18 protein-coding genes, 1 tRNA gene and 1 pseudogene are annotated in these 17080 nt (G+C 61.6%); 5 read left to right on the top strand and 15 right to left on the bottom strand.

Annotated elements, in window-relative coordinates; translation table 11 throughout:
- Positions 1-2: 2 nt before the first annotated feature.
- The 14 genes and pseudogenes from pstA to ABR989_RS06415 form a co-directional block, all read right to left on the bottom strand.
- Positions 3-878, bottom strand: a complete 876-nt coding sequence (gene pstA / locus ABR989_RS06480) for a phosphate ABC transporter permease PstA (protein WP_428126731.1) — start codon at positions 876-878, stop codon at positions 3-5.
- The gene (gene pstC, locus ABR989_RS06475; RefSeq protein WP_428126729.1) at positions 878-1855 is read right to left on the bottom strand and encodes a phosphate ABC transporter permease subunit PstC; all 978 of its coding nucleotides are present in this window, start codon (positions 1853-1855) and stop codon (positions 878-880) included. Before pstC ends, pstA begins: the two co-directional genes overlap by 1 nt.
- Before the next feature lie 233 nt (positions 1856-2088).
- Positions 2089-3420: a serine--tRNA ligase gene (gene serS, locus ABR989_RS06470; protein ID WP_428126728.1), complete on the bottom strand. Its 1332-nt coding sequence runs from the start codon at positions 3418-3420 to the stop codon at positions 2089-2091.
- The gene (locus ABR989_RS06465) at positions 3421-3822 is read right to left on the bottom strand and encodes a YraN family protein (RefSeq protein WP_428126813.1); all 402 of its coding nucleotides are present in this window, start codon (positions 3820-3822) and stop codon (positions 3421-3423) included.
- 121 nt (positions 3823-3943) lie between these two features.
- A complete protein-coding gene (locus ABR989_RS06460; protein WP_428126726.1) occupies positions 3944-4663 on the bottom strand; it encodes a metal ABC transporter permease in 720 nt (239 codons plus the stop codon).
- Between the two features lie 22 nt (positions 4664-4685).
- Positions 4686-5441: a metal ABC transporter ATP-binding protein gene (locus ABR989_RS06455; RefSeq protein ID WP_428126725.1), complete on the bottom strand. Its 756-nt coding sequence runs from the start codon at positions 5439-5441 to the stop codon at positions 4686-4688.
- Between the two features lie 169 nt (positions 5442-5610).
- Positions 5611-5757, bottom strand: a complete 147-nt coding sequence (locus tag ABR989_RS06450; protein WP_428126724.1) for a hypothetical protein — start codon at positions 5755-5757, stop codon at positions 5611-5613.
- Positions 5758-5774: 17 nt separating this feature from the next.
- A pseudogene (locus ABR989_RS06445) lies at positions 5775-6014 on the bottom strand (MBL fold metallo-hydrolase); the annotation flags it as partial.
- Positions 6015-6214: 200 nt separating this feature from the next.
- Positions 6215-6517 (bottom strand): YMGG-like glycine zipper-containing protein, encoded by a 303-nt coding sequence (locus ABR989_RS06440; protein ID WP_428126722.1) that lies wholly within the window; start codon positions 6515-6517, stop codon positions 6215-6217.
- 293 nt (positions 6518-6810) lie between these two features.
- Positions 6811-6886 (bottom strand) — tRNA-Asn (locus tag ABR989_RS06435).
- 162 nt (positions 6887-7048) lie between these two features.
- Positions 7049-7903, bottom strand: coding sequence for a hypothetical protein (locus ABR989_RS06430; RefSeq protein WP_428126720.1), 855 nt, complete (start codon positions 7901-7903; stop codon positions 7049-7051).
- Positions 7904-8146: 243 nt separating this feature from the next.
- Positions 8147-8515 carry an RNA-binding regulator gene (gene rbp / locus ABR989_RS06425; protein ID WP_428126719.1) on the bottom strand — a complete coding sequence of 123 codons (369 nt, stop codon included), beginning with the start codon at positions 8513-8515 and terminating at the stop codon, positions 8147-8149.
- A 236-nt stretch (positions 8516-8751) separates the two neighbouring features.
- Positions 8752-9639 carry an alpha/beta fold hydrolase gene (locus ABR989_RS06420; protein ID WP_428126717.1) on the bottom strand — a complete coding sequence of 296 codons (888 nt, stop codon included), beginning with the start codon at positions 9637-9639 and terminating at the stop codon, positions 8752-8754.
- 396 nt (positions 9640-10035) lie between these two features.
- Entirely contained in the window at positions 10036-11265 is a 1230-nt protein-coding gene (locus tag ABR989_RS06415) for an MFS transporter (RefSeq protein ID WP_428126715.1), read from the bottom strand.
- Between the two features lie 196 nt (positions 11266-11461).
- Between ABR989_RS06415 and ABR989_RS06410 the strand changes: the two genes are divergently transcribed.
- From ABR989_RS06410 to ABR989_RS06390, 5 genes are all read left to right on the top strand, one after another.
- Positions 11462-12151: a NuoI/complex I 23 kDa subunit family protein gene (locus tag ABR989_RS06410; RefSeq protein ID WP_428126713.1), complete on the top strand. Its 690-nt coding sequence runs from the start codon at positions 11462-11464 to the stop codon at positions 12149-12151.
- A gap of 4 nt (positions 12152-12155) precedes the next feature.
- On the top strand, positions 12156-12401 hold the full coding sequence (locus ABR989_RS06405; RefSeq protein ID WP_428126711.1) for a hypothetical protein: 246 nt from the start codon (positions 12156-12158) through the stop codon (positions 12399-12401).
- A gap of 54 nt (positions 12402-12455) precedes the next feature.
- A complete protein-coding gene (gene thiC / locus ABR989_RS06400; RefSeq protein WP_428126710.1) occupies positions 12456-13766 on the top strand; it encodes a phosphomethylpyrimidine synthase ThiC in 1311 nt (436 codons plus the stop codon).
- 4 nt (positions 13767-13770) lie between these two features.
- On the top strand, positions 13771-15006 hold the full coding sequence (gene moeB, locus ABR989_RS06395) for a molybdopterin-synthase adenylyltransferase MoeB (RefSeq protein ID WP_428126708.1): 1236 nt from the start codon (positions 13771-13773) through the stop codon (positions 15004-15006).
- Between the two features lie 113 nt (positions 15007-15119).
- Complete coding sequence (locus tag ABR989_RS06390) at positions 15120-15821, top strand: histidine phosphatase family protein (RefSeq protein WP_428126706.1); 702 nt, start codon at positions 15120-15122, stop codon at positions 15819-15821.
- Positions 15822-15838: 17 nt separating this feature from the next.
- Here ABR989_RS06390 and ABR989_RS06385 read toward each other — a convergent pair whose 3' ends face one another.
- Positions 15839-17029, bottom strand: a complete 1191-nt coding sequence (locus tag ABR989_RS06385; RefSeq protein ID WP_428126704.1) for a VWA domain-containing protein — start codon at positions 17027-17029, stop codon at positions 15839-15841.
- Positions 17030-17080: the final 51 nt, after the last annotated feature.

The following is a 17080-nucleotide window of genomic DNA, read 5'->3' as shown; positions in this document are numbered from 1 at the left end:
GGCTACCTTGGCGCTTTCGCCGCCCCGCCCGTCACCCATCGCACGCCCAGCTCGAGCGCGAGAATTATGCCCGTCAGCACCAGCGCGCCCGCCCACGCCTGCCGCTGCCAGTCGGCGAAGGGCGAAATGGCATAAGTGTAAACCTGAACCGTCAGCGTGTTGATCGGATGAAACAGCGAAGTTGACCAGAACCGGTTGCCGAACGCCGTAAACAGCAGCGGCGCCGTCTCGCCCGAGACTCGGGCCACCGCCAGGATGACGCCGGTGGTGATTCCCGACAGCGCCGTGCGCGCGACCACCGACAGCGTCGTGCGCCAATGCGGCACGCCCAGCGCCAGCGACGCCTCGCGCAGTTCGGGCGGCACCAGCAGCACCATCTCTTCGGTGGTGCGCGTGACCAGCGGAATCATGATCGCCGCCAGCGCGACGGAACCGGCCAGCGTCGAGAACCCGCCGAACGGACGCACGATCACCGCGTAGGCAAAGATTCCCACCACGATCGACGGCACACCCATCAGGACGTCGGCCGAGAAACGCACCCAGTTGGTGAACTGGCTCGCGCGATTCGCCGCCAGGTAGAGACCCGCGCCAACCCCGATCGGCACCCCAATCAGGCACGCGATCCCCACCACTTCCAGCGTGCCGACGATCGCGTTGGCCATCCCGCCGCCCGCTTCGCCGACCGGCGCGGGCATGTGCGTGAAGAACGCCCAGTTCAGACTCGCGACACCCTTGGTGAGCAGATAGCCAAGCACCAGGAACAGCGGGATCAGCGTCAGGATGGTCGCGCCGACCGTGATCGCCATCATCGAATCGCTCTTGAACTTGCGATAGCGATAGCTGGTCTCGCCGTGAAGATTGCTGACGCCGGCCGCCATTACTTGCCCGTCTCCCGATAGCGGCGCTGCTGCACGACGAGCACCAGCGCGCGCGCCACGACGTTGAGCACGATTCCGAGAATCAGCAGCACCAGTCCCAGTTCGATTAGCGCGGCGACATACAGGTCGGAGGTGGCTTCCGCGAATTCGTTGGCGATTACGCTGGCAAGCGTCGCCGCCGGCTTGAACAGCGACGCGGAAATCTGCGCCGAGTTGCCGATTACCATCGCCACCGCGATCGTCTCGCCGAGTGCGCGGCCCAGCCCCAGGATTATCGCGCCAATGACGCCCGTCATGCCGTACGGGATCACCGCCGTCTTGACCATCTCCCACTTGGTCGCGCCAAGCGCGAGCGCGGCCTCGCGCTGCGTATGCGGCACGACGCGAAAGACGTCGGTGCAAACCGACGAAATGTACGGGATGATCATGATCGCGAGGATTATCCCCGCCGAAAGCATCCCGACTGCCACCTTGGGCCCCTGGAACAACGGCAGCCAGCCGAACCAATGCGCCAACGGCGGCTCGACGTGGTCGCGAATCCACGGACCCATCACGAACACGGCCCACAGGCCGTACACGACGCTGGGAATTGCGGCCAGAAGATCGACCAGGAAGCCCAGCCGATGGCTTAACCAGTCGGGCGCCATCTCGCTCAGGCACAGCGCGACGCCGAGACTTAGCGGCACCGCGAGTGCCAACGCGATGAACGACGAAACGAACGTCCCGTAGATGAACGGCAGCGCGCCGTATTGTTCATTAACCGGATCCCAATCTGCGCTGATGAAAAAATGCAGACCAAACGCCCGAATCGCAGGAAAGCTGTCGGCAATCAGCGCAACCGCAAGTCCGAACAGCAACGCGAGAATCGACAGCGCAAGAATAAATGTCGCGGTGTTGAAAATTCGATCGCCGAACAGACGCACCTGCACGGGCGCCCTCGCGCGCTCGTGTCGGACCGCCGGAATGCTGTCGGCCATCGAACCTTCTAATTCGGACAAGCGAACTCTTCCTTCAGAATTTTTTACCGCACTCACATCGGGAGCCGATCACTACATCGCGACCGGACTGACCGTCGTCACAATCATACGCATCGAATGTTGCGGGAATGTTACGGAGGCTGAAAATCGCAATGAACCCGCGAATCTTCGGCGAAAGCGGCAGGGGCTGCCCCCTGCCCAAGGAGGTGCGGAACCCACGGTGGGTTCCGCATTTAATTTTTCGTTATCCGTTCCACTCCGCCCATATAAGGCCGCAAGACCTCGGGAATCGTCACGCTGCCGTCCTCGTTCTGGTAGTTTTCCAGCACCGCGATCAGAGTCCGCGGCAACGCCAGCCCTGAACCATTGAGGGTGTGGAGCAACTCGGGCTTGCCGCCCTTGGTTTTGAAACGAATCTTCGCGCGGCGTGCCTGAAAGTCCGTGCAGTTGGAAATGGAACTGACCTCGAGCCATTCAGCACATCCCGGCGCCCACATTTCCAGATCATAAGTGACCGCGCTCGCGAAACTCAGATCGGCCGTGCACAGTTCGACGACGCGAAACGGAATTTTCAGCCGCCGGCATATCTCCGAGGCATCGTTCACCATCTTGTGAAATTCATCGTCCGACGTTTCCGGGCGAACCAGCTTGACCATCTCGACCTTGTCGAACTGATGCCCGCGCTTGATGCCGCGCACGTCGCGCCCGGCCGACATCTTCTCGCGCCTGAAGCACGGCGTATATGCGGTCAGGTAAATTGGCAGGCGATTTTCGTCGAGAGTTTCGTCGCGATGGAGGCTGGTCAGCGGAACCTCGGCGGTCGGGATGAACCAGAAGTCATCCTCTTCGTCGTGGTACATCGTGTCCGCGTTCTTTGGGAGATGCCCGGTGCTCGTGGCCGTCTCGCGAGTCACCATCAGCGGCGGGATTATCTCGAGGTAGCCCTGCTCCTGCTTGACGTCGAGCATCCACGTTATCAGCGCGCGCTCGAGCCTTGCGCCCGCGCCGCTCAAGACATAGAAACGCGTGCCCGAGAGTTTTACTCCGCGATCGAAATCGATGATTCCAAGATTCTCGCCGAGTTCCCAATGCGGGAGCGGCTTGAACGCGGTGAACTCTATCCGTGTTCCCTCGGTTCTGATTACACGGTTGTCGGCCTCGCTGGCGCCGACGACGACATACGGCCGCGGGATGTTGGGCATAGTAAGCGCCAACTCCTCAACCTTCCGCTCGGCGAGCCCCAGCTGCATGGCCAATTCCAACGAGGGGTTGCCGGTAGTCGCTACGCCAGCGGGGTCTGTGAAAAGTTTAGTCAGCTTCTCTTCATCCGCTTCTTCTGCTCGTATCTTCGCGATCACGGCCGAGCGCTCGTCTGGCGGTAGCTTGCCGACTTCCCTTGCGCGCAGTTTGCGTAGGGCTCGCAGCCGATCGACTGTGTCCTGAAGCTTGCGACGCTTCTGGTCAGCTTCGAGTAGTCGATCGACTTCCGCGGGGTCGATCCCCCGCTTGGCTAGTTCGCCTTTTACAAAATCGGGGCGTTCACGAATCAGCTTGATATCCAGCATTCAGAATGCGTTCCTCAACAGTTCAATTTCCAGCCGCTTGCCCGACGCGTCAACCGCCACGATGTCAAAGCGCATCTCGCTGTCGTCCGCGCGATAGCGCCTCGCAAACACTTCCGCCGCGCGGCGCATCCGCTTTTGCTTGCGCTCATCGACCGCCTCTTCGGGCGCACCCGCCGCGCGGCTGCGGCGCGTCTTCACCTCGACGAAGACCAGAGTCTCGCCGTCCATTGCGACGAGATCTATTTCCGCTCCGGCGGCGCGAAAATTCCTCGCGACGATCCGGTAGCCATTGCGCCGCAGATGCCGTTCAGCAGCACGCTCGCCGCGCCGCCCGAGCGCAACCTGTCCTCGAAGAGCAGCCAACCAGGCCACGGCTCGGGCAATCGACTCGCGCGGCTTCATCTTATCCAACGCGCCCCCATCCTCGCGAGATGACACGAGACAACGACGACCCTAAGGCTAAAAGTCCGCGCCGGCAGCCGCAAGCCAAATCAATGTCTATCCACAGAGGACCGGCGAGCCATCATGATTTGAGCAGACTCAGGAAGAACAGCCCGCCGGCCACGGCTACGATGACCGGGCCGGAAGGACGGTGCGTCAAAACAGCTATCCAACTGCCCAGAAGCGTGGAGGCGAGCGCAGCTCCGATTGCAATCGCGAACATGGCGTCGATGCTTGTCGCGAGACGCTTGGCAACGGTTGCCGGGATGATGATGAGGGAGCCCATGAGCAGCACCCCGAGATAACGCATTCCCAGCGCGACGGTCACTGCGAAGGCGACCAGAAACGCGAGGTCCAGGCTCCTGACGCCAATGCCCGAAGCGATCGCTACCTCGTTCGAGACCAATGACACTACGAGACGATCTCGCGCCTTGAAAATGAAACAAGCCACCGCAAGGCCGGCGACCAGACCGAACAATGTCTCCGCGGTCGTCACACTGCCCGGCGTCCCGAATAAGGCGTCGATAAGTTCTTCGCCGGTAGCAGTGAGGCTGCCGATGGCAAGCGCGACTGAAAACACGACTCCCGTGATCGCTTCGGTCGATAGTTTGGTCTTGCCCTCAATCGCCCAAATCAAAACGGCGCCCGCCAGCAGCGCGGCCAGCGCACCGAGCAGCGGGTTGAGTCTGAGGACGAGAGCCAGCCCGATTCCCGGCAAAGCGACGTGAGAGAAGGCGTCAGCGGCCAACGTCATCCGTCGCATCACGGCGAAGCAGCCCACGAGCCCGGCCGCAACTGACATTGCGGCGCACACAATCAGCGCCCTAGCGTCCATGGTCATCGTGGAAGTGAAAGCTGATTGGCGTACCGTAGACTTCCGACAACCGCTCGGGCGTGAGAACCGCTTGGGGCGCTCCCAAGTAGGCTTGTTGCCGTGCGAGGCACAAAACGGTGGAGGCGTAGTGGTACACGACGCTCAGGTCATGCGAGATGAGAAGGGTCGTAATCGCCTCTTCTTGCTGGAGTCGGCGAAGTGCTGCATTCAGCGCTTCCTGGCCAGGAACATCGACACCCGCCGCCGGTTCGTCGAGCAGGAGGACGTCGGGCTTCCCGATCAACGCAAACGCGACCAGGAGGCGCTGAAACTGGCCTCCCGACATGCTTCCGATCGGTTTAACCAACACCTCTTCCCGCAGATCCACGCGCTCCAGAGCACGAAGTGCATCTTCCTTTCGCGCGCGTGCGATCGTTAACTTGGCGCGCAGGAGATCTCGTCCGGTTATCGGAAGATCGCGCTCGATATCGAGTTTCTGCGGCACGTAGCCGAACCGTGTGCCCGGCGCCCAGCGGATCGTCCCTTCGTGCGCAATCGCGCCAATGAGCGCCCGGAACAGCACCGTTTTGCCGGCGCCGTTCGGACCAATTACAGCAAGCGAAGCCCCGCGGGCGACGGTGAAACTGAGGTCCGCGAGGATCACCGTGTGGTCGAAGCTGACAGTGAGGCGATTCACATCGAGGACAGAACCGCCAACGGCTGCCTCTTGGCTGGGAATCTGGCGCTCTGGAACCTCGTTCGCCATCAAATTTAATCTGACGATGGCAGGGACAGCTTCGCTTCCCTGATCTTCATCGGCTCCCCGCAGCATTCGAGCGTGCCGGTGCAGACCATATTACAAAGCACCTCCGTTTCGCATCTGTCACACAAGTAATGGCTATGACCCGAGTCACATCTCATCTCCAGATGGCAGGTTAAGGATCTTCGTCGTAGCGGACCAGGTGGCGCACGGAGTTGCTGTATTCGAGCGCGGCCTGAAGCTGAGAATCGCTTTCGGCGTGAATCTCGAAAATCGGCTCGCCCCGCATGACAGTGTCGCCGACGCTCTTGTACAGCTTCACGCCTGCGGAAGCATTTGAAGGTGCGCGTGCGTCAGCAGAACGGCGTCGATGCCGTGCACATCGACGGGCAACGGCTGCCAGTTCATCAAGCGGAGCTGCTTGAGCCCCTGGAACAAGCCGCAATCGACAAGTACGCGATGGCCTCCGACCGTCAGCAGAAACTTGCTGCCCGTGACCGTGCCGGCAGCGCCAAGGAATCGGAGAATCGGGGCTGGGGCGTTCACGATGCGGTCCTCGTCAGCGCTACGTTTCAGCATGTGGTCGGGAAAATAGTTGAAACCGAGGCGCAAGTCATCCGGAGCGTCGCAGAAAGATGGCCGCAGCGGGTTCTACTTACGAACTTTTGGAATGGCTCGCCGGGCCGGATTCGAACATGACGGATGCGCGCGCGGTTCACGATTTCAACGCGCGCATTCAACTCGACGCGGGGAACTGGCGCGGCGGCGCCAGGCGGCGATCAGAATCCGCCGGGGTAGTATCCGCGGTTGTACCCACGATTCTGCATCTCGCTGCCGACAATGTAGCCGACTGCGCCACCGCCGAGACCGCCAATAACCGCACCGGCTAGCGGTGACCCTTCAGCGCCGCCAATCAGCGCTCCGCCGCCGGCGCCGATTGCAGCACCGGCAAGCGTGTCGTTTGCGCGAGGACTGGCAAAGCAACCAGTCATCGTCGTCAGAGCGAATGCGCCGGCAAGCGCGATAATCGCGGTTCGCAAGGTTCTCCCGGCGCTCACTGTGGCCGTTTGTTTTGAATTCATCTTCACACCTCGACGATCGTATTCACCATCGGATACGAATGATGCGATCGTCTGGTTGCATAACCTTACGGTTTCGTAATCTTGCGCGACGCGAGGAAATGCAACTGGAGGGGCTTTTCTGTCATGTGTTGGCAGAATCCTGAATCGCGCGCGAAAAAAATCGCGCGCTGTATAAGGACTTTTCACTCTCCCCTTCATCCCTCGCCCTAACAGGGCGAGGAAACAGAAGGCTCGATCAGGTTACGCACAAGTCTCCCGAGGGAGAGATGGGCGGGGGGGGCGGAATCCTAACTTGGCTCCCCGGGCCGGATTCGAACCAGCGACATGACGGTTAACAGCCGTCCGCTCTACCGACTGAGCTACCGGGGAGTATTTTACCGGGTCAGGTTGGGTTCCTGTGCGCGGAGCCCGAACTATTCCTGCTATCTGCGTATCAATGCGAAATCAAGTATTCAACTATATCAACTGACAGCGCCCGACATTATAGCTGGAGATGGGGCGTACGAATCAATCCGCATCGCGCGCCCCAAATCACTCGGGTATCTTGGCGCCGCGCAGCCCTTTGTCCTGCACCACACCCATCGCCTTGACAGTATCGGCAACGTACCTGGCCGGGAGAACGCCGGCCAGACCGGAAAAAACCGGATCGGTGTTGAGAGAAGTGTTGGCCTCGAGAATTCCCCATAGCGCAAAGCGAAGCCCGGCGCTGACGAAGACCGGGGCGCCGCTGGAAAATCCGGGCGCCCCGCCGCCGTCAAGATAGCTGAGTTGCTGCAAGCCGGCGCCGATAACTTCGGTGTCGGCGGGCGCCGCAACGGAGACGTGGCCGAAACGAGCGAGCGCCTCGAAGCGATGGCGGTTGACGCCCACGGTCGCGGCGGTCAGGTAGTACACCTGCGCGCCGGTTTCGGGCCGGGCGAGCGGATCGTCGCTGCCGAGCAGAGAGCCAAGCGCGATGGGCGCGATGCTCGCGTTTTGGGGAGTGAACGGAACCGCGGCGACGTCGGCCTTTTCTTCCTGCGGATCGAGCACCCAGCGGTTTTCAAGCGGCAGCGGCTCCTCGCGCATCGCACCTGTCTTGGCGTCCTCGAGCGTGAGCAAGAGACCGGCACGTGGATTGCCGCCATCGTCGAGCAGATTGTGGTGTGCGGTCACCAGGTAAACGAACGACCGGCCGGGGAATACCGCGCTCGGCACGGCGACGAAAAATGCGGTGCCGACCTGCACGACGCGCCCGTCGCGGTGGGTCACGATGCCGGCGACGTTGCGCAGCGTTCCAGAAGGTACGGTGTCGGCGGTGTCGGCGGATGACGCGCTCGGCGGGATAGCGAACGTGGACGCGAGCGCGACGGCGGCCGCCGCAACCGAGAGTATTGCTTTTCTCATTCGATCAGATTCATCCAGAGTTTCTTGTTTTGGGGTCGGCTCGGTTCCGTTGTCGGCGCATAACGATAGCAGAAGAGCAATCGTGTGGAAGGGGCTCGCAGCCAGTTCGATGCGTGAGTGAGAAGTGGGAAAACAGAGCGGCGCGGCAGGAGCTATTTGCTCCGACCACGCCGCCAATTCAACTAATCAACTTTTCATTATTTCACTGGCTATAAGTCGAATCGCGATACGCGACGCGAAATTCTACCAGCGGCTGCGATTTCCGCCGCCGCCACCGCCCTCTCTGCCGCCACCACCGCCGCCGCCCTCTCTGCCGCCACGCCGGCGATCTCCGCCACCGCCGCCACCGCCGCGCGGGCCACCGGTGCTGGCGCGAGCCTCGTCAATCTTAATCTTTCGGCCCTTCAGGTCGGTGTCATTAAGTGTCTGGATTGCCTTGGTCGCGTCGGCCGCCTCCGCCATCTCGACGAAACCGAAGCCGCGCGACTGCCCCGAGAATTTATCGGTCACGACGACCGCGCTCTCGACCTTTCCCGCCTGCGCAAAGAGTTCCGCCAGGTCTTCCTGCGTAACCGCGTAGGCAAGGTTGCCTACATACAATTTAGTGGGCATAAAAGCCCCTCCTTCTGAGTTTGCCGGGAAGCTCCTATACAGACGACCATCCGGGATTTTGACCGGGATCGGTGAGAAAGGCGGCGTCCAAGGCGTTTCGATCCTGAAATAAGGATAAGCACGGGGCGAAGCGGTGTAAAGGCAGGGGTGACCCCTGCACCCACCGTTAAGGCCGCGCTCCGTTGTCGCGCGCGGCGACTGCCGGGGAAAAGCGAGCTGGGAGGCGGAACCCTCGCCTAGCGGCCGCCATCGAGGAAATTGCGGACGTACTGATTCACCAGCTCGGGTTTTTCATTCTGCACCCAATGGCCGGAGTCGGCGATGTACTTGATCTCAAATGGACCGGTGAACAGCCCCTCCATCCCGTAGGTCAGTTCCTTCCCGAGTGCGAAATCATTCTCGCCCCAGATCAAAAGCGTGGGCGCCGAGATCTTCCGGTCGATCCAGGGGTTGGAGCCGGGCCTGGCCATGAAGCCGGTGCGGAAGCTCGCGCGATAGTAGTTGATCGCGGCGGTCAGTGAATAGGGATTGCGAAACGCGGCGCGGAAGTAGTCGAGATCGCTTTCGCTGAAGACGTTTTTCTGAAGCGTACCGTTGCGCAGCGCGTTCACAAGCGCTTCATAGTTGCGCCGCCGTAACAGCCACTCGGGAAGGCGGGGGATCTGAAAGAAAAGTATGTACCAGCTGCGCAGCATCTGGCGCGGATTGCGCCGCAGCGCGTGACTCATCCGCTCGAGATGAGGGCAGTTCATGACGATGAGCCGCTCGACAACGTCGGGACGCATCATCGCGGTCGCCCAGGCTACGGCGCCGCCCCAATCGTGGCCGACTACAGTGGCGCGCCGATGGCCGAGCGCCTCGATCAGATCGGCGACATCGCCGACCAGCTTGTCGAGCGTGTAGTTCGCGACCCCGACGGGCGCGTCGGATTCGCCGTAACCGCGCATCTCGGGTGCGACGCAATCGAAGCGGTCGCAAAGCGCGCGCATCTGATGGCGCCACGAGTACCAGCATTCCGGAAACCCGTGCATCATGATGATCGGCGGACCTGCGCCGGCGCGGGCGATTCGCATCGCAAGTCCACTCTTGAGAGTGATTTTTTCGAAGCGCCAGGGTTCAGGCATGGGTTTGCGGCCTCAAAGAAGGAAAAGCCCGCGGCATGTTTGGCGCCGCGGGTGGACTTAGCGCATAGAACATTGGGTATTGGTTGAGTTTGGCGACCGGAAGACTGCGACGGGCCCGATTCTGACTGATCGAAACGAGCTGAAAAGAGCAATTCATACCATCCGTAGCGGTTTTGGGACGGCTGCGCTCTATGGCTAGCTTCGTTCCGTCAAAAATTAATTCCGCGGGAAGCGGAGGTCGCCTGATTTCGGGCGACCCCAGTGAGTACGGGATATCCTGGCGGTTGACCATAGAGTACGCATAGCACGCTACATCTGCCGGGGGCAGGCTGAATAGTTCATCCTAACTGGGGCGCGGGAAGAAGGGCAGTCTAATTTCGGGCGCGGCGGGCGGCTTCAGGCAGCGCCGGAATGGAGGTCGCGGCCCATGCGCTCGCTGCCGAGCAAGATGACCACGGTCGCCAAGACCATCACGATTGCGGCGACGCCGGCCAGCGTCGCGGCGTAGCCGAATCGTTCGGCGAGCAAGGCTTCACTGACGGCGACGCCCGACGCGAGCAACACTCCGATTTGATAGGCGAGGCCCGAGAACAGACCGCGAACTTCCGGCGGCGAGAGCTCGGTCAGATGCGCCGGGATCACGCCCCATGCGCCCTGCACCATGAACTGCATGAGAAACGCGCCAAGCGTCAGGACCGTGAGCGTGCCCGGATAGATCCACAGCGGTATGACCAGGCCGGCGCATACCACCGCGGTCGCCATCGTGCGACGCCGCCCCATGTGGTCGGACAAGTAGCCAAAGGTCAGGCCGCCGAGCAGCGCGCCCACATTATAGATGAGCGCGATCGTCGCCACCGTGCGGGTGTCGAAGCCGCGCTGCTTTTCGAGGAAGGTCGGATACATGTCCTGGGTGCCGTGCGACGCGAAATTCATCATCGTCATCAGCACGCATAGGTAGAGGAACAACTTCCAGTTGGCGCGAATTGCATGGCGAATCTGCGCCATGTCGGGGCGCGTGCGTTGCCATGCCTCCGACTCGGGCACCCGGGCGCGGATGTAGATCGTCAGCAGGGCGGGCGCGCCGCCGAGAAAGAACATCGCACGCCATCCATAGTGCGGGAAGACGAAGAAGAACGCGGCTGCGGCGAGCAGGTAGCCGACCGCGTAACCCTCCTGCAGCAGGCCGGAAAAAAGTCCGCGCAATCGGGGCGACACCGCCTCCATCGCGAGCGACGCGCCCACGCCCCATTCGCCGCCCATCCCGATTCCGTACAGCGCGCGCATTGCCAGGAACCATCCGTAGCTCGGGGCAAGGCCGCTGGCCACTTCGACGACGGAATAGAAGATGACATCGACCATCAACGGAACACGGCGCCCGTAACGGTCGGCTATCCAGCCGAACACGAGCGCGCCGAGCGGACGCAGTGCGAGCGTCGCGGTGATCGTAAACGCGATGTGCGAGATGGGGCGATGGAACTCTTTGGCGACGGCGGGCATGACGAAAATCAGGATGAAGAAATCGAAGGCGTCGAGCGCCCAGCCAAGAAAGCTCGCGAGGATGGTGTGCGCCGCCTCGGCTGCGGTGATCGAGCGCACGGGCTCAGGGGAGGTGCCGGGAGAAACCATGGCGTGCAATGTTTAATCGAACTGGCGCGGTGGCGAAAGGAGAGCCGTCCGGTTGGATCGTCCGTCTAACTTGACTGCAATTCCGAGGACTCCCTATAGTTTAGCTTCGGAGTCCGGCGAGCCATCCGGCAAACGCAGCAACCCCCGTTCAGACAATGGCTTTGGCGCTGGTTTAGAGATGCAGAGAAGCGAACAAATGACCTTATGGGAGCGGATTTATATCCCCGAAATCCTACGAGGTCTTGCGATCACCAACTACCACTTTTTTCGCAACCTCGGGCTCCATACCGCCCATCTGTTCGGCATGAAGCGCGGCGTTAACGCGACCTCGACGACTCAATATCCGGAGGAGCGCAAGCGTTATTCCGACAATTTTCGCGGCAGCCATCGCCTGACGCTGCGCGAAGATTCCTCGGTGCGATGCACCGCGTGTTTTTTGTGCGCGACCGCGTGTCCGGCGCAATGCATCTATATAGAAGCGGGCGAATCGCCCGATCCGCATGTTGAAAAATTTCCGGTGCGCTACGAGATCGACACGCTCCGATGCATTTACTGCGGGCTGTGCGTCGAGGCATGTCCGTGCGACGCGATTCGGATGGACACCTACGTTCATCCGCGCATCTGGGGTTTCGACCGCAAGGATTTCGTCGAGCCCAAGGAACTGCTGATGCATCGGTCGCGCGTGCTGGCCGAGAAAGGCCGCGACGGCAATATGGACGAGATGTTGGCGTGGTACCGCGAACAGGATGCCGCGGTTTACGATCCGCAGCGTCCAGAGATGAAGACCTTCACCGATCGCGAGGCGGCCAAGCATTACGCGGAAGCGCCGGACCATATTGACGATCTTACGGTGATCGACCGGCATCCGGCGCGCAGCGGCAAGTAGCCGGATGACCCGAGTGACTATCGGCCTGACCGTGGCGAGTCTGATCGGTTTGTTCATCGCCTACGCGAACGGCGTGGGCGTAGTTCACGGCGGCGACGTGATTAGCCACATGTACTGGGCAACGGGAGCGCTGACGCTGGTGGTGCTGGCCAATGTTATCGCAGTGGCGCACCTGGCGCGCTCGGAGCGGATGATCCGGGAACTGCGCGCGCTATGCGACAAGAACGGCATCGAGTACGGCGAGGATTGAGCTATACTTAAGGATTCAGGGCCGGAGCGTCGTGCCGGCCGCGGAGGTGACGCGATGACGCAGATTGAGGCCGCCCGCAAGCAAATAATCACCCGGCAGATGACCGAAGTTGCCGAGGACGAAGGTTTCGCCGTCGAAGACATTCGCGCGCTGGTCGCGACCGGCGAGGTCGTGATTCCGCACAATATCCATCACGATTTCAGAGCAATCGGAATCGGCAAAGGCCTGCGCACCAAGGTCAACGCCAACATCGGCGCCTCGAACTTCCATCAGCTGATCGAAGAGGAAATCGAAAAACTTTACACCGCGATCCGCTACGGCGCCGACTCGGTGATGGATCTTTCGACGGGCACCGACCTCGACAAAATACGCGCGGAGATTCTGTCGCGATGCACCGTGATCCTGGGCACCGTGCCCATCTACCAGCTCGGCTCCGAGCGCACGATCATGGAGATGGAGGCCGAGTTCTTTCTGGACGTAATCGAGCGGCAGGCGCGCCAGGGCGTCGATTACATGACGCTGCATTGCGGGGTCACGCGCGAGAGCGTGAAGCGGCTGCGCGGGCATCGGCGAATCGAAGGCATCGTGTCGCGCGGCGGAGCGATGCTGGCGGCATGGATCGATCGGACCGGCAACGAGAATCCGCTGTATGAGCACTTCGACGAAGTCTGCGCGGTGCTGCGCGAGCATGACGTGACGATATCGATCGGCGACGGGCTGCGGCCAGGCGCCACCGGCGACGCGACCGATCGCGGGCAAATCGCGGAGTTGCTGCTGATGGGGGAATTGACCGAGCGCGCCCGGGCGATGGGCGTGCAGGTGATGATCGAGGGTCCCGGCCATGTGCCGCTCGATCAAATCGAAGCCAACGTGAAACTCGAGAAGCGAGTCTGCGGGGGCGCGCCGTTTTATGTGCTCGGGCCGCTCACCTGCGACGTCGCGCCGGGCTACGATCACATCACCGGTGCGATTGGCGGAGCGATCGCGTCGGCGGCGGGAACCGATTTCCTGTGCTACGTGACGCCCGCCGAGCATTTGCGGCTGCCCGATATCGACGACGTGCGCGAAGGAGTGATCGCGACGCGAATCGCGGCTCACTCGGGCGACTTGGTCAAGGGAGTGCGCGCGGCGAAAGTCTGGAACGATCAGATGTCGCGATACCGCAAGGCGCTCAACTGGGAAGGGATGTACGCGATGGCGATGGACCCCGACAAGGCGCGCCGCTACAAGGAAGAAAGCGAGGCGGCGGGTTCCAACGTCTGCACGATGTGCGGCTCGCTGTGCTCGATCAACATCGACAATGCGGCGATTAAATTCACCAAGCGGCGCCCGCTGGCCGAGGCTCCGTCGCATGCCGCCGGCTGAATTTATGGCGAAAACTTCGAAGAATATCCTCGACGAAGCACGCTCGACAATTAAGCAGATCGATATCGACGAAGCGCGCCGGATGATCGAAAAGCCCGGCACCGTGCTGGTTGACGTACGCGAGAGCGACGAGTGGCGGCGGGGACACATTGCGCAGGCGGTCTCGATTCCCCGCAGTTTCCTGGAACTCAGAATCGAGGAGAAAGTCCCCGATCGCAAGACCCCGATCATTGTGCAGTGTGAGTCGGGCACACGCTCGCTGCTGGCGGCGCGAACGATCCGCGAACTCGGTTACGAAAACGTGTACAACATGACGGGCGGCTTCGGCGCGTGGAAGGATCGCGGCTTGCCGTGGGTGGCGGATCGCGCGTTTACAGCCGGGGAGTTGACCCGCTATTCGCGCCACTTCGTAATTCCCGAGGTCGGTGAGAAGGGACAGGCAAAACTGCTCGACGCCAAAGTGCTGCTGCTTGGCGCGGGCGCGCTCGGCTCGCCGTCGGCGCTGTACCTCGCGGCGGCGGGAGTCGGCACGATAGGCCTGGTGGATTTCGACGTGGTCGATCTGTCCAATCTTCAGCGGCAGATCATCCACACGACCGATCGCGTCGGGATGCCAAAGACCGAATCGGCGCAAAAGGCAATCAACGCGCTGAATCCGGGCGTCAAGGTGATTCGTCACGACGTGCGGCTTACGTCCGACAACGCGATGGACATCATCAAGGATTACGACGTGGTCGTGAACTGCGGCGACAATTTCCCGACTCGATATTTGATCAACGACGCGTGCGTATTCTCAAAGAAGCCGCTGGTGGACGGCGCGATTTTCCGCTTCGAAGGCAACACGACGGTTTTCTACCCGGCCAAAGGCGGACCGTGCTACCGATGCCTGTATCCCCAGCCGGCGCCGCCGGACATGGCGCCGTCGTGCGCGGAAGCCGGCGTGCTCGGCGCGCTTCCGGGATTGATCGGATCGATCGAAGCGCTCGAGGCCATCAAGTTGATAATTGGCGCGGGGTCTCCGCTCATCGGCAGGATGGTTTACTTCGACACGCTGTCGGACAAGGACTACGTGCGAATTCTGAAGATCCGCAAAGATCCGAAGTGCCCCGTCTGCAGCGAGCATCCCAGCCAAACCACGCTTATCGATTACGAAGCGTTCTGCGGTCTGGGTGCGACTGCCAACGGAGCCGCGCATGCGGAACAAACAGCGCATACGAGCGCGGCAGCGTCGGCGCGATAACACTCACGCGCCGGCAGGCACGGTCGAAAATCCGGTTTGATTGCGGCGGGCGCTCATGGGCGAGGTCCCGCCGCCTTTTTTTGGGGCTGAATTTCATCACCGAGGCAATTTGGATGGCGCTGGGACCGTTTTACGTCGCGGATAAACTGAAGGGTGCAACCGGGATGAGGGGAATCGCGCTTTTGATGCGCCATGGCGAGACCGCATGGAACCGCGAAGGCCGCGTGATGGGCCGAAATCCAATCGAACTCGATAAGCACGGACGCGCGCAGGTGCAAGCTGCGATTCCCTTCGCTCGCCTGATAAAGCCCGAGTTGATCGTCACGAGTCCGCTGGCGCGTGCGCGGCAGTCGGCGGAGATAATCGCTGCCGGCGTCGGCGACATCCCGGTTACCGAGGACCCACAACTGTCCGAAGTCCTGTACGGGCGATGGGAAGGGATGGTGTACGACGATTTGGTCGAGGATGCCGATTACCTGAACTATCGCGATCATCCGCTGGACGCGCCGACTCCCGGCGGCGAGACGATCGGGCAGGTGCAATCGCGAGGCGTCGAGGCAGTGCGCCGTGCGGTCGGAGCGAATAGCGGCCGGCGGATTCTGTTCGTCTCGCACGGCGACATCATCCGCGCCGTTTTGTGCCATTTCATGCGGCTCGAACTCGCGCACTTCCGGCGGATCCGCGTGGACAACGCGGCCTTCTCGGGTTTCCAGCTCATCGGCGATTTCGCCGAAGTGAAATTCCTGAACCTGCTGCCGGATCCGAATCGCGCATTTGTCGCGCCATTTGTATCGAATAAGCGCGAGCCGCCCTGAGCGGCGACCTGGATGGATCAGGGTCCGCCGGCGACCGACGGATCGAGGTCGGTCGGCGCCGAGCGCCCGCCGACTTCGATTCCCTTGCGGACGCGAACGTCCGCTCCTGATTTGCCGGGAACGTCCACTCTCAGGCTGCGGTATCCGCCCGCAGTGGGATCGGGCGCGAGAAATCCTATTGTGTATTGCTCACGCAACTCGAGACTGATGTTCTCGCACGCGCGACGCAGAGCCTCTCCGTCCCCGGCCTGGCGGATGATGTAGGTCCTGGCGCCGGTTTCGGTCGAAAGAGTGTGCAGGGTCTCGGCGTCAACGTGTTCGCTATCGTCGCCGCCGAACACGAATGGTCCGATCGAGACGGCAGGCCCGGAACCGGACCCGTTGGGATCGCCGATTCCGATCGAGTACACGAGCACGCCCATTCGCCGCGCCTGGGCGACGACGTCATTCACCGTCGAGGCGCTGGTGTTGTCCATTCCGTCGGTGACGACGAGCAGCGCTTTTTTGTCGTAGCGGCCTCGTTGCACCATCTGCAGTCCCTGCATGATCACGTCGAACAAAGCGGTCTGTCCGTAGGCGTGCAGCAATGCGAGCCGGCGCATCACGAGATCGTGATTGATCGTGAACGGCTGGAGCAGGAACGGATGGCTGGAAAACGCAAACAGAAACACGTCGTCCTTGTCATTCAGATCGCGCAGGAACTGTGCGATCGCGGCCCGCGCCTGCGGAATTTTGGGCGTCATGCTGCCCGAAGTGTCCACCAGGATGCCGACCGAGACGGGAGTGTTCAGGTCCTGGCGAAAGAATTGTATCGGGCGCTGCTGCCCGTCCATGTAGAGTTTGAAATCTTCCTTTTGCAGCCCGGTGACGTAGGTGCCGCTCGGTTCGGTCACTGTCACCGTGACCTGCTCGTAACCCGGCTGCTGGCGCAACTCGCGCATCGGCAGCACCAACTCCTGGCCGGTTTGCGGAACCTGCGGCGGGATGTTGAGCGAGTCACCGCCCTGTTTCGCCGGCATCGACGGCAGCTCGAGCGTCGAGGTTTCCCTGCCCTGACTGCCGGGTATCACGATCGGCGCAGGAATCGATGAGCCCTGCTGCGCCGCGGCGGGCGCGAATCCGCCAATCACGATCGCCAATCCAATCACCGCGGCCGTGAGCGCGGAAATCAAGCTGCGTCCTATACCCGGAATTGTTGTCGTTGTCATCGCGATGCAAGCGCTCCACCGAAGCGGCACGCGTTCGTATGTAATGATCCT

The sequence above is a fragment of the Binatus soli (SeqCode) genome (assembly GCF_050015535.1).
GTDB lineage: Bacteria > Desulfobacterota > Binatia > Binatales > Binataceae > Binatus > Binatus soli.
This window is presented reverse-complemented; position numbering and strand designations above follow the sequence as displayed.